Annotated in this window: 20 protein-coding genes and 1 tRNA gene (1 of these 21 only partly in view); 9 read left to right on the top strand and 12 right to left on the bottom strand. The window is 65.6% G+C overall.

Annotated elements, in window-relative coordinates; genetic code table 11:
* Positions 1-474: the 5' portion of a protein-methionine-sulfoxide reductase heme-binding subunit MsrQ gene (gene msrQ, locus FIU85_RS12980; RefSeq protein WP_152497184.1), read on the bottom strand. It extends 165 nt beyond the left edge of the window; the window shows 474 of its 639 coding nt (coding positions 1-474); it begins with the start codon at positions 472-474; its stop codon lies off the left edge, out of view.
* A gap of 53 nt (positions 475-527) precedes the next feature.
* Here msrQ and FIU85_RS12975 point away from each other — a divergent pair, with 53 nt between their 5' ends.
* Complete coding sequence (locus FIU85_RS12975) at positions 528-926, top strand: DUF2306 domain-containing protein (protein WP_152497183.1); 399 nt, start codon at positions 528-530, stop codon at positions 924-926.
* 5 nt (positions 927-931) lie between these two features.
* Here the strand turns inward: FIU85_RS12975 and msrP are convergent, their stop codons facing one another.
* Together msrP and FIU85_RS12965 are read right to left on the bottom strand one after the other, a co-directional pair.
* Positions 932-1837: a protein-methionine-sulfoxide reductase catalytic subunit MsrP gene (gene msrP, locus FIU85_RS12970; RefSeq protein WP_152497182.1), complete on the bottom strand. Its 906-nt coding sequence runs from the start codon at positions 1835-1837 to the stop codon at positions 932-934.
* A 726-nt stretch (positions 1838-2563) separates the two neighbouring features.
* Complete coding sequence (locus FIU85_RS12965) at positions 2564-4057, bottom strand: FMN-binding glutamate synthase family protein (RefSeq protein ID WP_152497181.1); 1494 nt, start codon at positions 4055-4057, stop codon at positions 2564-2566.
* Between the two features lie 283 nt (positions 4058-4340).
* Here FIU85_RS12965 and FIU85_RS12960 point away from each other — a divergent pair, with 283 nt between their 5' ends.
* Positions 4341-4823 carry a fasciclin domain-containing protein gene (locus tag FIU85_RS12960; protein ID WP_152494014.1) on the top strand — a complete coding sequence of 161 codons (483 nt, stop codon included), beginning with the start codon at positions 4341-4343 and terminating at the stop codon, positions 4821-4823.
* A 213-nt stretch (positions 4824-5036) separates the two neighbouring features.
* On the opposite strand, the gene FIU85_RS12955 is transcribed toward FIU85_RS12960, so the two are convergent.
* The 3 genes from FIU85_RS12955 to clpB all read right to left on the bottom strand — a co-directional run bounded on the left by FIU85_RS12955 (position 5037) and on the right by clpB (position 11113).
* On the bottom strand, positions 5037-5984 hold the full coding sequence (locus tag FIU85_RS12955; RefSeq protein WP_152494015.1) for a hypothetical protein: 948 nt from the start codon (positions 5982-5984) through the stop codon (positions 5037-5039).
* Positions 5981-8122, bottom strand: coding sequence for a glycosyltransferase family 2 protein (locus FIU85_RS12950; RefSeq protein WP_152497180.1), 2142 nt, complete (start codon positions 8120-8122; stop codon positions 5981-5983). The genes FIU85_RS12955 and FIU85_RS12950 overlap by 4 nt, the downstream gene beginning before the upstream one ends.
* Positions 8123-8494: 372 nt before the next feature.
* On the bottom strand, positions 8495-11113 hold the full coding sequence (gene clpB / locus FIU85_RS12945) for an ATP-dependent chaperone ClpB (protein WP_152497179.1): 2619 nt from the start codon (positions 11111-11113) through the stop codon (positions 8495-8497).
* A gap of 305 nt (positions 11114-11418) precedes the next feature.
* Here clpB and FIU85_RS12940 point away from each other — a divergent pair, with 305 nt between their 5' ends.
* From FIU85_RS12940 to pyrF, 3 genes are all read left to right on the top strand, one after another.
* On the top strand, positions 11419-11670 hold the full coding sequence (locus tag FIU85_RS12940; protein WP_152497178.1) for a hypothetical protein: 252 nt from the start codon (positions 11419-11421) through the stop codon (positions 11668-11670).
* Between the two features lie 103 nt (positions 11671-11773).
* Positions 11774-12055: a hypothetical protein gene (locus FIU85_RS12935; RefSeq protein ID WP_152497177.1), complete on the top strand. Its 282-nt coding sequence runs from the start codon at positions 11774-11776 to the stop codon at positions 12053-12055.
* 54 nt (positions 12056-12109) lie between these two features.
* Positions 12110-12832 (top strand): orotidine-5'-phosphate decarboxylase, encoded by a 723-nt coding sequence (gene pyrF / locus FIU85_RS12930; RefSeq protein WP_152497176.1) that lies wholly within the window; start codon positions 12110-12112, stop codon positions 12830-12832.
* A gap of 46 nt (positions 12833-12878) precedes the next feature.
* Here pyrF and FIU85_RS12925 read toward each other — a convergent pair whose 3' ends face one another.
* On the bottom strand, positions 12879-13283 hold the full coding sequence (locus FIU85_RS12925) for an NUDIX hydrolase (protein ID WP_152497175.1): 405 nt from the start codon (positions 13281-13283) through the stop codon (positions 12879-12881).
* A gap of 68 nt (positions 13284-13351) precedes the next feature.
* Between FIU85_RS12925 and FIU85_RS12920 the strand changes: the two genes are divergently transcribed.
* Positions 13352-14605: a DNA polymerase IV gene (locus FIU85_RS12920; protein WP_152497174.1), complete on the top strand. Its 1254-nt coding sequence runs from the start codon at positions 13352-13354 to the stop codon at positions 14603-14605.
* Between the two features lie 119 nt (positions 14606-14724).
* The gene (locus FIU85_RS12915; protein WP_152497173.1) at positions 14725-15630 is read left to right on the top strand and encodes a hypothetical protein; all 906 of its coding nucleotides are present in this window, start codon (positions 14725-14727) and stop codon (positions 15628-15630) included.
* Between the two features lie 140 nt (positions 15631-15770).
* Here the strand turns inward: FIU85_RS12915 and FIU85_RS12910 are convergent, their stop codons facing one another.
* Positions 15771-16634, bottom strand: coding sequence for an N-formylglutamate amidohydrolase (locus tag FIU85_RS12910; protein WP_152497172.1), 864 nt, complete (start codon positions 16632-16634; stop codon positions 15771-15773).
* Between the two features lie 257 nt (positions 16635-16891).
* Here FIU85_RS12910 and FIU85_RS12905 point away from each other — a divergent pair.
* Positions 16892-16966: transfer RNA gene (locus tag FIU85_RS12905), tRNA-Val, on the top strand.
* A gap of 69 nt (positions 16967-17035) precedes the next feature.
* Positions 17036-17161 carry a type B 50S ribosomal protein L36 gene (ykgO, locus tag FIU85_RS12900; RefSeq protein WP_025058716.1) on the top strand — a complete coding sequence of 42 codons (126 nt, stop codon included), beginning with the start codon at positions 17036-17038 and terminating at the stop codon, positions 17159-17161.
* Between the two features lie 330 nt (positions 17162-17491).
* Here ykgO and FIU85_RS12895 read toward each other — a convergent pair whose 3' ends face one another.
* The 4 genes from FIU85_RS12895 to FIU85_RS12875 form a co-directional block, all read right to left on the bottom strand.
* Entirely contained in the window at positions 17492-17863 is a 372-nt protein-coding gene (locus tag FIU85_RS12895; protein WP_152498252.1) for a GFA family protein, read from the bottom strand.
* A 4-nt stretch (positions 17864-17867) separates the two neighbouring features.
* The gene (locus FIU85_RS12890; protein ID WP_152497171.1) at positions 17868-18710 is read right to left on the bottom strand and encodes a DUF1989 domain-containing protein; all 843 of its coding nucleotides are present in this window, start codon (positions 18708-18710) and stop codon (positions 17868-17870) included.
* A gap of 278 nt (positions 18711-18988) precedes the next feature.
* Complete coding sequence (locus FIU85_RS12880; protein ID WP_152497170.1) at positions 18989-20167, bottom strand: type III PLP-dependent enzyme; 1179 nt, start codon at positions 20165-20167, stop codon at positions 18989-18991.
* A gap of 215 nt (positions 20168-20382) precedes the next feature.
* The gene (locus tag FIU85_RS12875; protein ID WP_254702899.1) at positions 20383-22026 is read right to left on the bottom strand and encodes an FAD-binding dehydrogenase; all 1644 of its coding nucleotides are present in this window, start codon (positions 22024-22026) and stop codon (positions 20383-20385) included.
* Between the last annotated feature and the right edge of the window lie 63 nt (positions 22027-22089).

Here is a 22089-nt window from a genome sequence, read left to right as displayed (position 1 = left end):
CTGGTGCAGCCGGCCCCAGGCCGCCGCGCCCATCTTGCGGATCGACAGGTTGTTCGAGGTCACTGCCAGCGGAATCAACAGACCGAACGCCGCCATGCCGACAGTTATGTAAGGCCGCTTCACGATATCGGCCCAGACTTCGCCGATCCGCTGCACGTCCAGAACTGCCCAGACCAGCAGGTGACAGACCACGAAGAAGAAGCACGCCAGCCCCAGCGCCCGGCGGAACTTCAACAGGTTCACCCCCGCAATCTTGCGCAGCGGCGTCACCGCCAGCCCCGCCACCAGCAGGTACAGCGCCATCTCCCCCATTTCGTGCTCCAGCACTTTCACGGGGTCCGCGCCCAGCCGGTTCTGTACGCCCAGCCACAGCATCCACGCGGCATAGCCCAAGCTCGCCACGTAAATGGGCCATGCCGGCACCCGGCGCAGCATCTGGTTCAGGGTCTCCCGCGCTGTCGTCACCACGCTCATGTTGAAACAGTCCGGTTTTGAGCAGAATCACACACCATGATAAGAAGAGTGCGATGACGCTCGATCCTTTGCTCAGCGCCAGCCCGATGATCGTGGCCCACACGCTGGCCGCCCTGGCCGCCCTCGCACTTGGCGCTCTCCAATTGATCCTTCCCAAGGGCACGGGTCTTCATCGCGGCCTTGGCTCGGTCTGGGTGATCCTGATGCTGGTCGTCGCCGCTTCCAGCTTCTGGATTCACACGATGCAAGTTATCGGCCCGTTCAGCCCGATCCATGTCCTGTCGATCATCGTCCTGATCTCTGCGCCGCTCGGTCTTTACTATGCCCAGACCGGACAGGTCACCGCCCACCGTCGCACCATGCAACAGCTTTTCGCCATCGCGCTGATCGGCGCGGGCCTCTTCACCCTCTGGCCGGGTCGCATCATGCACCAGGTCGTGTTCGGGCCCTGACCGCATCAGAAGTTCGCCTTCAGGTCCATCCCATCATAGAGGCTCGCCACCTCGTCGGCATACCCGTTGAACATCAAAGTGTCCTGCCGGCGGGCGAACAGTCCGGTCCCGATGACCCGCTCGCTCGCCTGGCTCCATCGCGGGTGGTCCACCTCGGGGTTCACGTTGCTGTAGAACCCGTATTCCCGCGCGTTCGCCTTGTTCCAGCTGGTCGGCGGCTCAGTCTCGGTCAGCGTGATGCGCACGATCGACTTGATCGACTTGAACCCATACTTCCACGGCACCACCAGACGCAGCGGCGCACCGTTCTGGTTGGGGATCTCTTTTCCGTAAATCCCCGTCGCCATGATCGTCAGCGGATGCGTCGCCTCGTCCAGCCGCAGCCCCTCGACATAGGGCCAGTCCAGCACCGGGTATTTCACCCCCGGCATCTCGTCGGGGCGCAGCGCGGTCTCGAAGGCCACGTATTTCGCGCCCGACTGCACGCCTGCCATTTCCAAGAGATCGGCCAGCTCGAACCCGTTCCACGGCACCACCATCGACCAGGCCTCGACACAGCGGAAACGATAGATCCGCTCCTCCACCGTCATCTTCGCCATGATGTCCTCGAAGGCATAGTCGCCGGGGCGATCCACCAGCCCGTCGATCTTCACCGTCCAGGGTTGGGTCGTCAGCATATGGGCATTCTCTACGGGGTCGCCCTTGGCGGTGCCGAACTCGTAGTAGTTGTTGTAGGTGGTGACATCCTCGTAGGATGTGGGCTCCAGATCCTGCGCCCGCGCCGGCATCCCGCCGACCCCGGCCAGGCCAACCCCGGCAGCGGCCCCCGCCATCAACTGCCGCCGGCTGAGGAACGCGGCCTCGTCGGTCACATCCTTGTCGCGCAGCGTGTTCTTCCAACGATGGGCCATGCGGGTTCTCCTCTTCTCGCGGGCATGTCTGTCAGTCGTGACATAAGGAAAGCGCATTCGCGCGGCAAAACAAGCCGTGTCACGAAGACGTGGAAGCGCGGTAACAATGGCGGCGGCATTCTTTTCGCGCGCGCGTGCGCACGCGAGGCACCGTGGTCGGCCGTCCCGGACTTGATCCGGGACCTCCCAACGCAAGGCTCCAAGATGCGTACAGATAACAAAGCCGCGCGATTGCCAGACCGCGGGTTGGCGACCCGACTGTCCTTCGGGGCACTTAATGGCAGCCAAATCCGCAAAACCTGCGATCAAGGCGCCGACGTCACCTCATCGCCAGCCCGTCCGGGCGGTCTGGCGATCGCGCGGCGGCCTTCGGCCTTTATGCCGCGCGGCACTACTCCCCGTCGCCGTCCCGGACTTGATCCGGGACCTCCTGCCGCAAAGCCCCAAGACTCGTGACGCTGACAAAGCCGCGCGGTCGACAGACCGCGGGATGGCGACCCGACAGGTGTTCGGGGCACTTTATGGCATCCAAATCCGCAAAACTACTGATCGGTGTGCCCACGTCACCCAATCGCCAGCCCGTCCGGGCGGTCTGGCGATCGCGCGGCGGCCTTCGGCCTTGACTCCGCGCGGCACCATCACCCACCGCCTTCCCGGACCTGATCCGGGACCTCCCGCGGTCAGAGATCCCCGGGTCAAGCCCGAGGATGACTGTCCGCTCCACCTCTAGGGATACTGCGCCGCGTCAACGCTGGGCCGGATCTTTGTCAAAGGAATCGACGTGCCGTCCGCCTGCACGATCCGCACATGCCGCCGCCGCATCAGCCTTGGCTCGGCCACACCCACGGAATGGGCGATGGTCTCGACCTCCTTGATGACCTGCCGCGCGTAACTGGCCACCTTCATGTACTTGTCCTCGACCACCAGACCCTTCTGCAAATGCTTGTCATGGGTGGTGATCCCCGTGGGACAGGTGTTGCGGTTGCACTTCAGCGCCTGGATGCAGCCCAGCGAGAACATGAACCCCCGCGCCGAGGTCACGAAATCCGCGCCCGCGCAAATCGCCCAGGCCACGTCGCCGGGATTGACCAGCTTGCCCGCCGCGATGATCCGGATCCGGCTTTTCAGCCCGTGCCGGTCGCGCAGGTCCACCATCCGGGTCAGCGCCTCGCGAATGGGCATCCCTACCAGGTCCATCAGCGGCATCGGCGCGGCCCCCGTGCCGCCCTCGCCGCCGTCGATGGTGATGAAATCCGGCGCGCTTTCAGGCCCGCGCTCGACGATCAGCTCGAACATCTCGTCCCAGGCTTCGCTCGACCCCACCACGGTCTTGAACCCGACGGGCTTGCCCGTGACCTCGCGGATATGGCCGATGAAATCCAAAAGCTCGCCGTAATTGTTCACCTCGCGGTGCCGGTTCGGCGAAATGCTGTCCTGCCCCACGTGGATACCCCGGATCTCGGCAATCTCCGGCCCGACCTTGGCACCGGGCAGGATACCGCCCTTGCCGGGTTTCGCCCCCTGCGCCAGCTTCAACTCGAACATCCTGACCTGCTCGGTCTCGCCCATCCTTCGCAGCTTGTCGTCGTCCAGCGCGCCATCCGGCGTCCGCACCCCGTATTTCGCTGTCCCGATCTGGTAGACCACGTCGCACCCGCCCGACAGGTGATAGGGGCTCAGGCCCCCCTCCCCGGTGTTCAGCCAGATCCCGGCCTCCGCCGCGCCGCGGCTCAGCGCCTCGACCGCGGGGCGCGAAATGGCGCCGTAACTCATGCCCGAGACGTTGAAGATCGACCGCGCCATGTAGGGCGTCCGGCAATAGGGCCCGATCTGCATCGGCTCGGTGGCCGCGAACTGGTCATCGAGCGGCGGAAAGGCCGCCGGCACGAAGATCGGCGTGCCCGCCACGTTCAGGTTCCGGGTCGACCCGAAGGCGACGGTATTGCCCTTGCCCTTCGAGGCATGCCCCACCCAGTCCCGCTGGGCGCGGTTGAACGGCATCTCCTCGCGGTCCATGGCAAAGAAGTACTGGCGGAAGAACTCGCCCAGCGTGGTGAACAGCCCCCGGAACCGCCCGATCACCGGATAGTTGCGCCGGATCGCGTCGCCGGTCTGTGTCTTGTCGATGACGAAAAAGATCAGCGCCAGCGCGATGACGATCCCGATCGCCAACACCAGGATCAAGGCCAGAAAGCCAAGGATTTCGAAGACCAGCTCCATCACCGCCCCCTTTCGGATTTGCGTGGCCCCGTTATGCCACAGACCTGAAGCGCCTCAAGCCTTAAACCCGTCCCGACGCGGCCGGATGCTCACGCCGGTTCACGAATTTTTCAGTGGCTTTCGCAGGGCGCGCCGGCTTAGGCGGCGAACCCTTTCCGTCAAGCCGCACCGGCGGAAATCCCCGCTGAACCGGACGCGCTTGGGCCACGTAACAGGGACACGATGCGCAAGACGCACATCGCTCATCACTCGTACCAAACACACTCTCATAGGGAGACATGACATGCTTCGCAGAACTTATCTTGCCCTGACCGCCGCCACCCTCCTGGGGGGCGCCACCACCGCCTTCGCCGAAAGCGGCAAGGACATCGTCGATACCGCCACCGAAGCGGGCGACTTTTCCACCCTGCTGGCCGCGGCCGAGGCCGCCGGACTTGTCGAGACGCTGAAAGGCGACGGCCCCTTTACCGTCTTCGCCCCGACAGACGAGGCCTTTGCCGCGCTGCCCGAAGGCACGGTCGATACGCTGCTGCTGCCGGAAAACAAGGACCAGCTGACCAGCATCCTCACCTACCACGTGGTGCCCGGAAAGGTCATGTCCGGTGATCTCAGCGACGGCATGACCGCCGAAACCGTGCAGGGCACCGAGGTGACCATCGGCACCGAGGGCGGCGTGACCGTCAACGACGCCAATGTCGTCACCGCCGACATCGAGGCCTCGAACGGCGTCATCCACGTGATCGACGGCGTGATCATGCCCGAATAACCGACGTCTTCCTCCGGACGTTCAAAGGGCGGCCTTCGGGCCGCCCTTGCTTTCTTCGGATCGCGGCACCCCGCAAACGCGTGCCCGGGATCATCCGCGCCGGGGCCAGCCTGTTCGGCCCGGTCGCCCTCAGGTTCCGCAGGGGTGATGTCGGCAAAGACCCAGGCTCTTGCTTTCGGCAAACCGCCAGCCACATCCCGCCCGGCTGCCTTGCTAGTGGCTTGCGATCTGCTCGAGCTCCAGCAGGGTGATGTCGGGATTGGCGCGGATATCGGCGATATCCTGGTCGTACATCCGTGTCAGGTGCGCCCGCTCGTTCGCGGTCCAGGGATCGTAGCTGCCATGGTCCTTGCCGCGCGGATACCGCTCCTGCAAGGCGACCCGCTGTTCCAGCGCCTTGTCCGCGCCATCCTTGTGAATCAGCTGCAACAGTTCCGCCACCGCGCGCCCGCTGGCCGTGGGGCGTTTGTTCTTGTCCTTGGGTTCCTTCATCGCGCCGGTGTCGATCCCCGGCCCGCAAAGGTTGGACAGAACCTGCCGGTCGATCTGGCGAAAGTCCTCGTAACGCCAGACCGTGACCTTGGCGCCGGGAAACAGCGTCACCACCGATTTCAGGATGTTGTGCCAGTTCGGCATGTTCTCCAGCACCTGCCGCCGCATCGTGCGCTCGTCCACGAACCACTGCCCGGTCACGGACCGCAGGTATTCCACGTAAGCCGACGCAAAGAAGTCGGCATAGTTGCGCAGCCCCAGATGCACCTCGTCCACGCCGTCGGGAAACTGCCCGGCGAACACTTCCAGCAGCTTGCGCCGCCAGCGATAGAGCACCCCGCGCTTGACGCAATGTCCGCAATGCCCGGCCATGTTCTCGTCCGACAGGATGATCCGCTTCGGATTGCCCTTCGATATATCCTTCAAAAACGCCCGGCTCATCTCCGCCAGTTCGGCGTCGGAAATCTTCGGGTCCCAGTCCATGCCGATCTTGTTGTAGACGTTGCACTGCACCGGCACGGTCAACTGCTTGCGGGTGTCGCGGTGGTGCACGTAATGCACGCCCGTCCGTTCCAGCATCTTGGAATTGCGCGCCAGCATCGACTGGATGTGGCTGGTGGCGGTCTTGTGAAATCCGCCATGCAGCACGATCTGCGGGCGCCGGCTCATTCCGCGGCCAGGTCCTGCAACAGCTGGTCGCGGTTCACCGGCGCCTCGCCGGGGCGGTTGATCATCTGCAGCAGGTCATGCAGCGCCGCCCACTCGTCGCTCGATTTCAGCGCCGCGATCTTGGCCCGGTGCCAGGCACAGGCCTCGGCATGCAGGCGGCGGATCTCGCCGTCCTGCATCAGCCGGTCGAACTCGACCCGCGTGGCCTCGGCCATCGGCACAAGGCTCGTGTCCTCGACCATGTTCAGGTTCATGTCGGCCCAATAGGCCACGCCCTGGTCGCGGTCGATATGGTTGGTGCGGCCCCGGTCGCGCTTGACCAGGAAACTGTCGACCGACCGCACCGCGTAGTGGTGCAGCCGCGCGTGATCGTGGCTGAACCCGCCATAGGCCGACCAGCCCATGTCGAAATACTTCTCGGGCATCGGCTTGCCGCCCGCGTCGGTCCAGACAAAGCCCTCGGGCCGCCCGTCGAACTTGGGCCGGTGCACGCCGAACTTCTTGATGGCCTCGGACGGACGAAACAGCGTCTTCAGCCCCAGCCCGCGGTATTTCTCGCGGAACTCCTCCGGCGCGGACCAGGTGAAATGCTCGTGGATGAACCTGTCCTCATAGCGCACCTGTTCGCCGCAACCGAACAGCTTCCAGCACAGCGAGATGGCATCCGCGTCGCCCACCGCCTCGAAGAGGTCCGGCAGGCGTCCCGCGCCCGCGCGGATGTTCAGGAACTCGTCGCAATCGGCGCAGATGGCCCAGTCGGCCTGCCGGTAAAGGTCATGCGAGAACGCCCGGCGCAGCGCCACCCGCTGCGGGCTCGCACCCTTCTTGAATCGGTTGTCCACATGCGCGGCGACGCCCAGCTCCTCCAGCCGCATGGCGATGCGGTCGGTGCCGTCGTCGCAATCGTTGGTGTAGATCAGGAAATCGGTGAAGCCGATGGCCTTGTTGAAGGCCACCCATTCCAGCATGAACGGCCCTTCGTTCTTCATCGTGGTCACGATCAGGCACCGATCGTTGCGGCGCGCGCCCATGGCTCGCGACGGGCCGTCGGGCGCGGGCGTCCCGGCCCTGGCCGGAGCCTTGTCCTTCGGCGCGGCCTTGGCCGGGGGCGTCGCCGCAGCGGCCTTGGTCCTCGGCGCCGGCGCATCCTCGGTCACGTCCTCGGGGCCGTCCATCTCCGGCCCGTCGAACCCGTCATCGTCATCCGGGCCGAAATCCCCGTCCGCATCCGCGTCCTTCTGAGCCGCGCGCTCCTCCTCGCGCAGCTTGCGCCGCAGCCGCTTGCGAAACGCCAGGCCGAACGCATTCGCCATCTCGTCCCGCCCACGGTCGTTGAAATAGGCCGTGACCTGGTTCTTGTACCACCGCAGGTCGCGCCGCGCCCGGTAGAGACGGTAGAAGTCCACCGGGTCCACGTCGCCGAAGATCGCCGCATGCATCACCGGCTTCAGCGCGCCGATCTTGCGCATGAACACGGCCGTCTTGTGATCCGAATGGCGGCAGTGAAAGACGTGGATGTTGTCGCCCGAGAACCGTCCCACATGTTGCTTGTCCAGCGCGTGATAGGGGTCGTAGAAAATGCTCACCCGGCCCAGGCCCGCGGTCAGCGCCGCCGCATCCGACAAGGGCAGCGTCCAGTCCTGCCGCCGCCCGCCCTCATAGCGCGTCTCCCACGGCACCAGCCCGGTATCCAGCGTGCTTTGCGGGTTCACCGACACCACATGCGCCCCCGGCACCAGCGAGCCAAAGGCGATGGCGGCATAGCCGCCCATCGACACGCCGGCGAATATCACCCGGTCGTAGCCCTCGAAGAACCCCTCGTCGCGCAGCTTCTCGAACCGCGCGATCAGGTCGCCGTCGCGGTACCAGTCCGCCACATGCGCCATGACACCCAGGTGCGAGATGTTCACATCCTGCGCGAACTTGAACGCCCAGGGCTCGCGCTCCGCCGAGCTGTCGTTGACGTTGGACAGGTTGTCGAATGTCACCAACAGGCGGTTCACCGGGCGCCGCACGAACATCAGCGAATGCCGCAGGTGCCGCTCCATGAATCCCTCGCCATCGCCGCCGGGGCGAAGCTCGTCGAACCAGCGGGGCACCGCTGGCGTGTCGTCTGCTGAACTGTCCTGCTCGGCCATGGCCCGATCTTGTGTCTGGTGTGGTTGCCGCACGGTAAATCCGCACCGCCCCGCGTTCGGCGACACTATACGCCCGCGCCCCGAATCCGCGCAACACCCGTCTCGATTTGTCGACACGACGGCCATTTCCGCAACACGCCCCCCAATCCGCCCCCGTCTTCCTCTGGCCGGAAATATCCCGGGGGTCTGGGGGCTGGCCCCCAGTCCAACCTGCGCTTGGGGGCTGACTCATCGCACGCACCAGCCCCACCCGTCCCGGACCCGATCCGGGACCTCGTAGGGTGGGTTTCCAACCCACCTTTGCAAGGCGCCCAAAAAACGAAAACCCCCGCCGGATCTCTCCGGCGGGGGCAAAACTGTCATTTACCGCGCTCAATGCACCACGGCATCGTCCGGCCGCTCGCGGTTGGTCGACCCGACGCGCTCGCCGATGATCAACCCCTCAGAGCCCGCGGTCACCGGCACACTCGATCCGTCCAGGATATCCCCGGCCAGCAAGCCTTCGGCCAGCGGGTCCTGCAACGCCTTCTGGATCACCCGCTTCAGCGGACGCGCGCCATAGACCGGATCATAGCCTTCATCCGCCAGCCACTTGCGCGCCGCGTCGTCCAGCTCCAGCGTGATCTTCCGCGCGGCCAGCCGCTTCAGCAGCCGGGCCATCTGGATATCCACGATCCCGTCCATCTGGTCGCGGTTCAGCCGGTCGAAGACCACGATCTCGTCCAGCCGGTTCAGGAACTCGGGCCGGAAATGCGACCGCACCGCGTCCATCACGTCGCGCTTGGCCTGCGCCGCATCGGACCCTTCCGGCAACTGACTCAGCGCCTGGGACCCCAGGTTCGACGTCAGGATGATCAGCGTCTGCTTGAAATCGACCGTCCGGCCCTGCCCGTCGGTCAGCACACCGTCGTCCAGAACCTGCAACAGCACGTTGAAGACTTCCGGATGCGCCTTCTCGACCTCGTCGAACAAGACAACCTGGTAGGGCCGCCGCCGCACCGACTCGGTCAGCACGCCGCCCTCGTCATACCCGACATAGCCCGGAGGCGCGCCGATCAGACGGGCGACCGAGTGCTTCTCCATGAACTCGCTCATGTCGATCCGCACCATCGCGCTGTCGTCGTCGAACAGGAACTCGGCGACGGCCTTGGTCAGCTCGGTCTTGCCCACGCCGGTCGGCCCCAGGAACAGGAAGCTGCCCAGGGGACGGTTCTCGTCGTTGAGCCCCGCCCTGGCCCGCCGCACGGCATTGGCCACCGCCTTGACGGCGGCATCCTGGCCGATCACCCGGCGGTGCAGGTTGCCTTCCATGCCCAGAAGCTTCTCACGCTCGCCTTCCAGCATCTTGGCCGTCGGAATCCCCGTCCAGCGCTCGACCACCTGGGCGATCTGCTCGGGCCGCACGGCCTCCTCGACCATCACGCCGTCTTCTTCGGCTTTCTCGGCCTCGGCCAGCTGCTTTTCCAACTGCGGAATGACGCCATAGCTCAGCTCCCCGGCCTTGGCCAGGTTGCCCTCGCGCTTGGCGTGGTCCAGCTCGATCCGAGCCCGGTCCAGCTGTTCCTTCAGGTCGCGGGCGCTGGCCAGCTTGTCACGCTCGGCCTGCCATTGCGCCGTCATCTGGCTGGATTTCTCCTGCATGTCGGCCAGCTCTTTTTCCAGCTTCTCCAGCCGGTCCTTGCTGGCGGCGTCGTCCTCTTTCTTCAGGGCCTCGGCCTCGATCTGCTTTTGCAGGATCTCGCGGTCCAGCGCGTCCAGTTCCTCGGGCTTGCTGTCCACTTCCATGCGCAACCGGCTCGCGGCCTCGTCCACAAGGTCGATCGCCTTGTCCGGCAGGAAGCGGTCGGTGATATACCGATGGCTCAGCGTCGCCGCCGACACCAGCGCAGAGTCCGAGATCCGCACGCCGTGGTGCAGCTCGTACTTCTCCTTGATGCCGCGCAGGATGCTGATCGTGTCCTCGACCGTCGGCTCCTCGACCACAAGCGGCTGGAACCGCCGCGCCAGTGCCGCGTCCTTTTCCACGTGCTTGCGATACTCGTCCAGCGTCGTCGCACCCACACAGTGCAACTCGCCCCGCGCCAGTGCCGGCTTGATCAAGTTGGCCGCGTCCATCGCGCCATCCGCCTTGCCCGCGCCGACCAGCGTGTGCATCTCGTCGATGAACAGGATGATTTCCCCGGCCGCATCGGTGACCTCGTTCAGAACGGCCTTCAACCGCTCCTCGAACTCGCCACGATATTTCGCACCTGCGATCAGCGCGCCCATGTCCAGCGCCAGCAGCTTCTTGTTCTGCAGGCTTTCGGGCACGTCGCCATTGACGATCCGCAGGGCCAGCCCCTCGGCAATCGCGGTCTTGCCGACCCCGGGCTCGCCGATCAGGACCGGGTTGTTCTTGGTCCTGCGGCTCAGTACCTGCATGGCGCGGCGAATCTCGTCGTCGCGGCCGATAATGGGGTCGATCTTGCCGTCCTCGGCCCGTTGCGTCAGGTCCGTGGCGTATTTCTCCAGCGCCTCATAGCTGTCCTCGGCACTGGCCGAATCCGCCGTCCGCCCCTTGCGGATGTCGTTGATCGCCTCATTCAGGGCTTGCGCACTCAGCCCGCCCTGCTCCAGCGCATCCTTGGCGGGGCTCTTCACCATTGCCAGCGCGGTCAGCAGGCGCTCGACCGGCACGAAGCTGTCACCGGCCTTCTTGGCCAGTTTGCCCGCCTCGTCCAAGAGCTTCACGGTCTGGCCGTCCATGTAGATCTGGCCCGAATCGCCGCTGACCTTCGGGATTTTGCCAAGGCTCAGGTCCAGCGCCTGCACCACGCGCGCCGGCTCGCCGCCCGCCCGCTTGATCAGGTTGCTGGCCATCCCCTCGGGGTCGTCCATCAGTGCTTTCAGAACATGCTCGGGCGCCAGTTTCTGGTGGCTTTCCCGGATCGCGATCGTCTGTGCGGCCTGAATGAAACCGCGCGACCGCTCGGTGAACTTCGACAAGTCCATCCCGTCTCTCCTTTTTAACAAGCGTTATCCCGGTGGCGCACCCAGCATTAGGCGTACGGCTTCGGGAACCTCAGACCTTTAGATGGGTAACAGGCGCGTGAGCGTCAAGGCGGCCCTGTAAATTGTTCGTATCGCGAAAGCTGCAACCAGATGTTGTGGCAAAAGCCGCTTGAAGACACGACATAGGCGACAACCCGCTCAACAGAAATTGTGAACCTTGCAACTTTTTCGACCGACCAAACGTTAATGAGACAGTTATCCACAGGCTAAGTCACTTAGGTAACTCGTAAAACAGGAGCAGACCAATGCAGATCGAGAAGCTTGAATTCGACGCAATCCGCTACAACCCCGAACTTGAAGCGTTCGAGGCGGCCGTTCGTATCCACGAGTCCGGTCACATCTTCCGCTACCCCGTCCACCTCAAGGCCCCGCTCAACGCCGAATACGCGCTGATCGCCCGCGGCCTGACGCAGAAGGCCAGCCTGCGCCACACGCAGAAGGCCCATGACCTGCGCTCGTCCCTGCCCGAAGCCGCGCAAGGTGCCGCCGCCGCCTGATAAACAGGCATAAAGTTGCGAGGGGGCGTCCGTTAACCAATTTCCCCTCGCAAACCGTGGCCGGATGAGGCATCCTCGCTGCAGTTGCATAGTGAGGTGTGTTATGAAGATCGAGCGGATTTCCTTGGAGAATATCGCTGTTTCGCCACATTCAGGTGCCCATGTCGCGACGGTTTTGCTGCAGGGCAACAAAGGCTCCCTCAGCTTGCGCGCCTCCGCCATGCCGCCCACGGTTCTCGGCGACCTGACCGAGGCCGCTATCGTGACCCGCGCCCTGGTCCAGGATGCCCTGCGCCAAGTGCGGCGGATGCCCGAGTTTCGCAACACCCCGCAGGCCGTCATCGTCGCCGAAAACGCCTGGCCGCGCTCTGCCGAACAGGCTTGACGCCGCCGCCCCGGCCCGCAACAAGGGCGCGACCCGACGCGAAAGGTTGCGCCCATGCCCGAACCCGTCCAGCTCAGATCCGACCTGCCCGCCGATGATCGCCTGATCGTCGCCATCGACCTGCCGAACGCGCTCGAAGGTCTGCACCTGGCCGAAACGCTCGGCGACGCGGTGTCATTCTACAAGATCGGCCTCGGGATGCTGACCGGCGGCGGCCTCGCGCTGGCCAACGAGCTCAAGCAGGATCACGGCAAGCGTATCTTTCTCGACATGAAGCTCTTCGACATCGGCGCCACGGTGGAAAACGCCGTGCGCGGGCTGGCGCAGTTCGACCTCGACTTCCTTACCGTGCATGGCGACCCCCACGTGGTCCGCGCCGCCCGCGAAGGTGCTGCAGGCAAACCGATGAAGATCCTCGCCGTCACCGTTCTGACCTCCCTCGACCGCGCCGATCTCGACGCGTCGCTGATCGCGCCCGGCGACATCCCCGATATCGTCGCCACCCGCGCCGCCCGCGCGCTCGAGGCCGGGGCCGACGGTGTCATCGCCTCCCCGCAGGAGGCCGCGATGATCCGCGCCCTGCCCGAGGCCGCGGGCAAGCTGATCGTCACCCCCGGCGTGCGCCCCGCCGGCGCGGCACTGGGCGACCAGAAACGTGTCGCCACCCCGGCACAGGCCCTGTCGGACGGCGCCGATCACATCGTGGTGGGCCGCCCGGTCTGGGCCGCCGAAGACCCCCGCGCCGCCACCCAGGCCATCCTGAACGACATAGCCTGACGTAGGGTGGGTGAAACCCACCATCGCGCCACCCAAGCCGCCCCCGCTACCCCGCCAGGTACTCCGCCACCCGCTGGGCGAAATGCGGCACGGCCTTGTCGTGCGCCACGTAATCCTCGGGCCGCATCAGGCACCAGCCCAGCCCCTCGTCGCCGAACGCCACCTCGTCGGCCAGCGCCGCCTCGCAATGCGCCACGAAGAACCACATCGGCGTGGGCCCCGCGTAGAACCGCCGCCAGCGCAGCACGCCGGGCTCCAGCACCAGCCCCAGCTCCTCGCGCGTTTCGCGCAGCACGCAGGTCTCGGCACTTTCCGCGCCGTCGCGCCCGCCGCCGGGCAGGTCCAGGAAACCCGGCCACGGGATGTCGGGCGCATGGTCGCGCTCGATCACCGCCAGCCGCTTGCCCAGAAACAGCGCCAGCTTGGTGCCCTCGAACCTCTGTTCGCTCATACCGTCTTTTCCCTCACGCGCCGCGGCCTTACAATAACCACATCGCAACCCCGGACGCAGCCCCGCCCATGCCCGCCTTCTGCCGCGACTGCCTGACCCGGTTTGACACCGGCGCGCGCTGCCCCGCCTGCCGCAGCCCGCGCGTGCTGTCGCATCCGGAACTCTTCGAGCTCAGCATCGCGCACATGGATTGCGACGCGTTCTACGCCTCGGTCGAGAAACGCGACAACCCCGAACTGGCGCACAAGCCCGTCATCATCGGCGGCGGCCGGCGCGGCGTGGTCTCCACTGCCTGCTACGTCGCCCGCATCCGCGGCGTGCGCTCGGCCATGCCGATGTTCCAGGCGCTGAAACTCTGCCCCGACGCCGTCATCATCAAGCCCAGGATGGAGCTTTACGCCCAGGTCTCGCGCCAGATCCGCGCCATGATGCAGGACCTGACGCCGGATATCGAACCCCTGTCGCTGGACGAGGCGTTTCTCGACCTGACCGGCACCGCCCGCCTGCATGGTGCGCCCCCCGCCGTGATGCTGGCCCGCCTGACCAAGCGGATGAAGGACGAGCTTGGCCTCACCGGCTCCATCGGCCTGTCGCACAACAAGTTCCTCGCCAAGATCGCCTCGGACCTCGACAAGCCGCGCGGGTTTTCCATCATCGGCCGCGCCGAGACCGCCGATTTCCTGCGCGACAAACCCGTCAGCCTGATCTGGGGCGTGGGCCAGGCGGCGCGCGCCTCGCTGGATGCGGCGGGCATCCGCACCTTCGCCGACCTCCTGCGCTGGGAGAAGACAGATCTCGTGGCCCGCTTCGGCTCGATGGGCGAGCGGCTTTGGAACCTCGCCCGTGGGCAGGATCACCGCCGCGTCTCGGCCCACAGCCCGATGAAGTCGATCTCGAACGAAACCACCTTCCGCGAGGACACCGCCAGCGCCGACATCCTCGATGGCCATCTCTGGCGCATGGCCGAAAAGGTCGCCGACCGCGCCAAGGCCAAGCATCTTGCGGGCCGCGTGGTGACGCTGAAGCTCAAGCGTTCCGACCATTCACTGCTCACCCGCCGCGTCTCGCTGCGCGACCCGGCGCAACTGGCCGACACGCTCTACCGCACCGCCCGCGCGCTTTTCGACCAGGTCGATCACACCAAGCCCTACCGCCTGCTGGGCGTCGGGCTGTCCGATCTCGTGCCCGAAACCGCCGCCGAGGCGTCGGGCGACCTGCTCGACCCGCAGGCCCGCCAGCGCGGCCGCGCCGAACGCGCCACGGACGAAATCCGCGCCCGCTTCGGCGCCGACGCCATCCTCAAGGGCCGCTCCCTGCGCTGAGCAGAGTTTTTCTATTTAAAGCAGAGTGTTACCGGCAACCCCCTGTGGCCGGAAAATCACATCGACGCCGCGCGTTGTCGCTCGTGCAACTTTCCGGCCCGTGCCACGTTGCTTCGGCCATGAAACGTACTTTGACCCGCCCCCTGCCCCGCCTTGCCGCGCTCGCGCTCTGCGCCACCGGCCTGCGCCCCGATGTCGCCGCTGCCGCCGATTGGGTGGATTTCTCCGGCGACATCTCGGTCGGCGCCAACAGCATCCAAGACAACGCCTTCATGTCCCGCGTCGACGCGATGCTGACCTTCACGCTCTTCGACGTCGCCGACAGCCCCGTGGCGTTCGAATTCGGCACCTTCGGCTATTACTACAAGGGCGACCGCCCGCACGAAACCTACGCCGCCTTCGTCTATGACGACCGTTTCCGGCTGGGCGTGGTGAAACCGACCTATGACCGGGTGCTGATTTCGCCCTTCGATTTCACCGCAGCCTCCATCGCCGAGACCCGCGCCGAATACACCCGCGCCCGCGCCACGACCGAGGCGCTGCGCTTCAACTCCGTGCCCGTGGGCGTGTCCTATGGCGACACCACCGGCGACACGTCCTGGGCCGTCTCGCTGCTCGATGCCAGCGACGGCAATTTCCGCTCCGCCGCCGGCTCCGCCGAATGGCGGGCGCAGGCCATGACCTTCGCCGCCGCGATCGAGGGCGTCTGGGACCCCAAGGATCATTTCGACGGCATCAACGCCAAGATCGGCGCCCGCTGGCAAGACGGGCGGTTCGACATCGGCGCCGCCTTCCTGCACCCCGACGCCAACCAGCGCCCCGACGCAGTGGCGTTCGACGTGAATTACAATCTCTGGCGCGACCTGACCCTCTCGGGATTCGGCGAGGTCACGCGCGACAGCACGACCTCCGCCTACGGACTCGCCGCCCGCTACGATTTCGCGGATCGCTCGGACGTGAGTTTCGCCGTCACCGACACCACGACCGACGAAGAGGTGCATTTCACCTATACGAGACGGTACTGAAACGTTTCGCCGGGTCCGGCACCGTCCGGCGCGTCAACCCGGCCTCCCGCGAGAATCGCACCGTCGCCATACCACCCGAATACCGACGCGTTACCGACGGTCCGTTTTCCCGCGCGCCAAGGCGTTAACCCTTGATTCGCCTACTCCGCCGCCAGCTGCTGCGGCTCGGGCCGCCCGACCTCGGCTATCTCGGCGATCACGCCCTCCAGCAGCGCCTTGAACGCCTTGAAATTGCCGTTGGGCCGGATCAGCCGCTCGTTCATGTAAAGCGCCCGGTCGATCTCGACCTGCACCGCGTGCCGGTTCTCCTGCGGGCGGCCGTAATGCTGCGTGATATAGGCCCCGGCAAAGGGCGCGTTGCGCGCCACCTTCAGCCCGGCGGCAGCAAACGCCGCCTCGATCCGGTCCACCACCTCGTCGCTCGCCGCCGCGCCAAAGCGGTCGCCCAGCACCACCTCGGGGCGCCGCGCGCCGCTGCGGGCGACGGCATCCATCGCCTCGTGCGGCATCGAGTGGCAATCGACCAGTATCGCCTGTCCGAACAGTCCAAGCGCCTGATCCAGCTGGGTTTTCAGCGCCGCATGGTAGGGCCGCCAATAGGCGTCGATGCGCCTTTGCGCCTCGTCCATCGTGATCTTGCTTGAATAGATTGCCTTGCCATTGGCCACCACCCGCGGGATCACCCCCAGGCCCGAGGCCACGCGCGGGTTGTGCCCCGTCCGCCGCGCCCCTTCGATCAGCGCCGGGTCCAGTTCCTCGGTCGAACGGTTGAGGTCCACGAACGCCCGCGGTGCGCCCGCCTTGATGAACGGAGCCCCGTTGCGCGGCGCGGCCTCGAATAAATCGTCGACAAAAGCATCCTCGGAGCTTCGCACGCTCAACTCGTTCAGGTTCGTGCGCCGCACGAAAGACCACGGGTAATCCCGCCCGCTATGGGGCGACGCGAACACCACCGAGGTCGTGCGACGCTCTGGATGTGAAAGGGTAAACGCGGCTTTCGGCATTCTCTCTCCCAAAGCGTTTCGCCATTGACCCCAAGTCATCGGCAAAAGGCGAAACGCGCGCAACGCTTGGCTGTCGTGCTGCGTTTCGCGACACTATGCAAAGCAGGCTTACCGCGAAACGCCTTGTCAAAGTATCATAGTCTGAAAATCAGGTTCTAAAAGCCCTTGATCCCCTTCCCGACTGCTTTTATAGACACGCCTCACCGGCGCGGTTTCCCGCGCCCCTATTCGTTGGGGGCCATGCCATTCCGGTATCAGGGCGATTAGCTCAGCGGTAGAGCACTTCGTTGACATCGAAGGGGTCACAAGTTCGATCCTTGTATCGCCCACCATATTCACTGCCCGGCTGTGCCGGTGCACCCGCAACCCGGCGCCTCGCGCCACGACATTGGAGACGAGTGATGAAAGTCCGGAACTCGCTGCGTTCGCTCAAGAACCGCCATCGCGATTGCCGCGTCGTGCGCCGCAAAGGCCGCGTCTACGTGATCAACAAGACCCAGAAGCGTTTCAAGGCCCGCCAGGGCTGAGACCGCGATCCGGTTCTGCTGAACGAACCCCGCCTCGGCGGGGTTTTTTCGTTTGGCCGAGCCGACGTTTAGGGAGACGCGCGAACGCCAGACCGCGGGCAGGCGACCCCACGGTAGGGAGCCGCGCGATTGCCAGACCGCGGGCTGGCGATCCGACGGTCATTCAAGGCACTTTATCTCTGCCACAGCCGCAATACATCAGATAGGCGCACCGACGTCACTCAATCGCCAGCCCGGGGGGCGGTCTGGCGATCGCGCGGCGGCGCGCAAGCGCGCCTCGATTCCGCGCGGAGCGCACCGTTAACGCCTTGGTTATAAATTCAAACGAAACTACGTCTCATCCCGCTCGAACCGCGCCATGCCCGGCACCTCCGGCAACCACTTTTCCCGCCTCACGGTCCAAAGCTCATAGGTCGGCTTAAACACGTTTGGTTCATCCAGCGCCCCAAGGTGGACCTCCACCTCGCCGTCGCTGACGGAAAACACCGACCCGCCGCAGCGCGGACAGAAATGCCGCCCCTCCCAGGCCCGCGTCTCGCCGCGAATCGTCACCGCGTCCTCGGGAAAGATCGCGGCTGCAAAGAACACCGCACCATGATGCTTGCGGCAGTCCATGCAATGGCACAGCCCTACCCGGTCGGGCTGGCCTTCCGCCGTGATCCGCACCGCCCCGCACAGGCACCCGCCCTCGACCCGGTCCATCCCGCTACCTCCCGTGGCTGCCGTCATACCCGTTCACCGGCGGGCTGACCCAATCGCCCAAGGCGCCTTCCTCCGGCGCGAACACCTCGACCTTCAGCGGATAGCACGCCGCCGTGTCGCTGGAATGCTCCGCCGAACAATCCCCGCCCGGACAGGCACTCAACGCCCCCAGCAGGTCGATCTCGGCAAAGAACTCCAGGTAATCGCCCGGCCGCACCGGGCTGGCCTTCATGAAATACTGGCCCGTGTCCCGCGTGAACCCGGTGCACATGAACACGTTCAGCACGTCATGCACCAGCGGCTCCGCCTCCTCCAGCGACACCTCCAGTTCGTCGGCCACCGCCCGGATCAGGTTGGAATGACAGCAGTGGTGATACTGCGACCCAGCCAGCAGGTTGCCAGTATAGGGATCGCAGCGCGTGCCGATCACGTCATGCACCGACCCGCCGTACGCGTCGATCCCGTACCAGTCCAGCGTATCCTCCACGATCGTCGCCATGGGCCTCAGATAGGGGAAGCCCGACCACATCCGCTCGCCCGTCGTCAGGTGCGTGCCATGCAGCGCCCGCGACTTGCCCGAATAGAACCGCTCGCCCAGGTCATTCGCGTTCCACAGGTTCAGGTCTCCCACCTGCGGGCCATCCACGCTGGTGATTCGAAAGAACTGCCCCTTCGCCACGCGAAAGCAGGCGGCCTCCCGCGGCGCGGCGATCACCTCGCCCACCTTCTCCGCGCCGTCCCGCGCGGCACGGTACAGCTCCAGGTCCGGCACGGGCAGCGTGTCGTTGGGATAACAGACGACGGGCTTCACGGCCCGGCGCACATCGGCATCGGTTGGTTCCGGCATGGGGTCCTCAGGATTGCGGCGTGTTCCTCATGCAATCCAAAGGCGGTTTGCCATCCGATGTAAAGGCCCGCGCCCCGCAGAACGCACAGCGAAACGCGGTCTGCGACGGGGTCGATGCGCCACGATCCTCGCGCCAGCGGCAGTTGCGCATCGCGGGACGCGCATAAATCGCCACCAGTATGAACGCAATGACAAGACCCACGACAATGAACATGTCGTGGGTCTTACACTGTCCCGCGGGGCAAGGCCAACCGGCCCGCCCCGGATCGGGGGGCAGTTCAGAGCACGACCACGTCCAGCGGCGGGAAGCCGTTGAAGCCGACGCTGGAATAGGACGAGGTGTAGGCACCGCAGCTGCGGATGAACACCCGGTCGCCCGATTTCAGGCCCAGGGGCAGGTCGATCATGCGTTTTTCATACAGCACATCCGCCGAATCACAGGACGGTCCGGCCAGGATGCAGGGGCCTGTGCGCTCGCCGTCACGGGCGGTCACGAACTGATAGCGGATCGCCTCGTCCATGGTCTCGGCCAGGCCCGAGAACATGCCGATATCCAGGTACACCCAGCGGTGCAGGTCATCGGGCGACTTGCGCGACACCAGCACGACCTCGGCGGCGATCATGCCGGCCTCGGCCACCAGTCCCCGGCCCGGCTCTGCCATCACGCGCGGCACGTCGCCGAACCGCTCGGCCACCATCTCGCGCACTTGGGCGGCATAGATCGCCGGCGCCGCGATGTCCTCGCCATAGAAGGCCGGGAAGCCGCCGCCGATGTTCAGCAGGTCCAGCTTGTGGCCAGCCTCCTGCGCCGCACGCCACACATCGGCGATCCGGTCCAGAACCGGCGCCCACATGGCGGTCTCGCGGGTCTGGCTGCCGACGTGGAACGACACGCCCACCGGGCGCAGGCCCAGCGATGCGGCGTAATCCATCAGCACCACGGCATGACCCGGCGCGCAGCCGAACTTGCGAGTCAGCGGCCAGTCGGCACCCGACGCCTCGACGATCAGGCGAATGTAGACTTCGGCGCCCGGCGCGTGCTCCGCGATCTTGTCCAGCTCTTCCTCGGCATCGGCGGCAAACAGCGTCACGCCCACGTTGTACGCGAACGCGATGTCACCCGGTTTCTTCACGGTGTTGCCGAACGAGATGTCCTCGGGCTTTGCCCCCTGCGACAGGCACAGTTCGATCTCGCCGCGGCTGGCGGCGTCGAAATGGCTGCCCTCGTTGACCAGCGCCTCGATCACCTGCGGCTCGGGGTTGGCTTTGACGGCATAGTGGATATGCGCGTCGCCCAGCCCCTGCACCAGCGCGCGATAGTTCTGCAACACGACGTCGGTGTCGATCACCAGCGTCGGGCGGTCAAAGGTGGTGGTACGCAGAAAGCCCTCGATACGGGCGGCGCAAGCATGGCGGAAATCACCCGACAGGTCGGTGACGAAAGCGGTCATGGACATCTCCAAAAGGCACATTGCGGCAAGGGCCGCGAGGTTCAGTTCAGAGACGTTACCGTCGCTACGTAACCGCTTTGGTCAGTGCCTTCGGGACAGAGGCGCGTGCGTTGGCGTCTTAGCGTGCACATGGGGCCAAACCCTGAGTCGCGCAAGAGTTTTTGCGAGCCGGCCGAATATTTTTTCCGCACGATTCGAACTGTGTTTTCACTACATCAGTTTCAGGCGCTTCGCCCCGCCGCACGCCCCGAGAAAATGCACCCGCCAAGGAAGGTCCCTTCCAGCGCGTTGTATCCGTGGTACCCTCCGCCGCCGAACCCCGCGACCTCTCCGGCGGCATAAAGCCCGTCCAGCACGCTACCGTCCGGGCGCAGCACCCGCGCCTTCAGGTCGGTGTGCAACCCGCCCAGCGACTTGCGCGTCAGGATATTCAGCCGCACGGCAATCAGCGGGCCATTGGCGGGATCCAGAATGGCGTGCGGTTTCGCCGTGCGGATCAGCCTGTCACCGCGATAGGCCCGCGCCTGCCTTATGGCGATCACCTGCGCGTCCTTGGCAAACGGGTTGGCCAGCTGCGCATCTCGCGCCGCCACCTGCGCCCGCAATGCTCCTGCATCCAGCGGCAACTCCGGCGTGATCTCGTTCATCCCTGTCACCAGCGCATCGAAATCCTTTGCCACGACGAAATCTTCACCGTGATCCTTGAACGCCTCCACCGCGCCCGTCGCGCCCTTGCCCAGCCGCTCCTTCAGCACCTCGCGCCACTTGCCCGAGGTCAGGTCCGGGTTCTGCTCGCTGCCGGACAGCGCGAATTCCTTCTCGATGATCTTCTGCGTCAGGATGAACCACGAATGCTCATGCCCCGTGGACAGGATACGCTTCAGCGTGCTCAGCGTGTCGAATCCGGGCAGGCACGGCGCCTCCATCCGCACACCCTTGGCGTCGAACCACATCGAGGACGGCCCTGGCAGGATGCGAATCCCGTGGTTGGGCCAGATCGGGTCCCAGTTCTTCAGCCCCTCGCAATAGTGCCACATCCGGTCCTCGTTGATCGCCCCGGCCCCGGCGGCCTTGGCCACGTCCTGCATCTGGCCGTCGACGTAATCCGGCACGCCCGCGACCATCCCCTTGGGCGCAGGCCCAAGCCGGTCGACGGGCCACAGCTTGCGCACCTTCTCATGGTCCCCGCCGATCCCGCCCGAGGCGACGATCACGCTCTCGGCCTGCATCTCGAAATGCCCCGTCACCTCGCGATTGGTGGACGCGCCGCGGACCGCGTCATCCTCGGCCAGCACATCCCCGTGCAACCCCGTCACCCGCCCATCGGTCACGTCCAGCCCGGTCACCCGATGCCGGAACGCAAAGCGCATTTTCCCTGCCTTCTCCGCCTCCTGCACCAGCCGCACGAACGGGGCCACAACACCCGTCCCGGTGCCCCAGGTGACGTGAAAGCGCGGCACCGAATTGCCATGTCCATCCGCCTTCCCCCCGCCCCGCTCGGCCCAGCCGACCACGGGAAACCAGCGCATCCCCAAACCGTGCAGATACCCCCGCATCGGTCCCGCCGCGAAATCCAGATACGCCTCGGCCACGCGGCGCGGGTTGGCATCCTCGGGCCGGTCGAACTGCGCACTGCCCATCCAGTCCTGCGCCGCCAGATCGCGACTATCGCGGATGCCCATCCGCCGCTGCTCCGGCGTGTCGATCATCATCAGACCGCCCAGCGACCAGAACGCCTGCCCGCCCAGGGATTGCGGCCCTTCCTGGTCCAGCAGCACCACCTTGCGCCCGCGCTTCACCGCCTCATGCGCAGCCACAAGGCCGGCCAGCCCGCCGCCCACGATCGCGACATCGGTCTTCAACATCATCTCCTCCCACGCTTGCGGGGCAGCCTAACCCGGCCGCCCCGCATCATGGAAGGAAACGTC

The sequence above is a fragment of the Roseovarius sp. THAF8 genome, assembly GCF_009363735.1.
GTDB lineage: Bacteria > Pseudomonadota > Alphaproteobacteria > Rhodobacterales > Rhodobacteraceae > Roseovarius.
The sequence above is the reverse complement of the archived record's forward strand: the minus strand, read 5'-3'. Positions and strand labels throughout refer to the sequence as shown.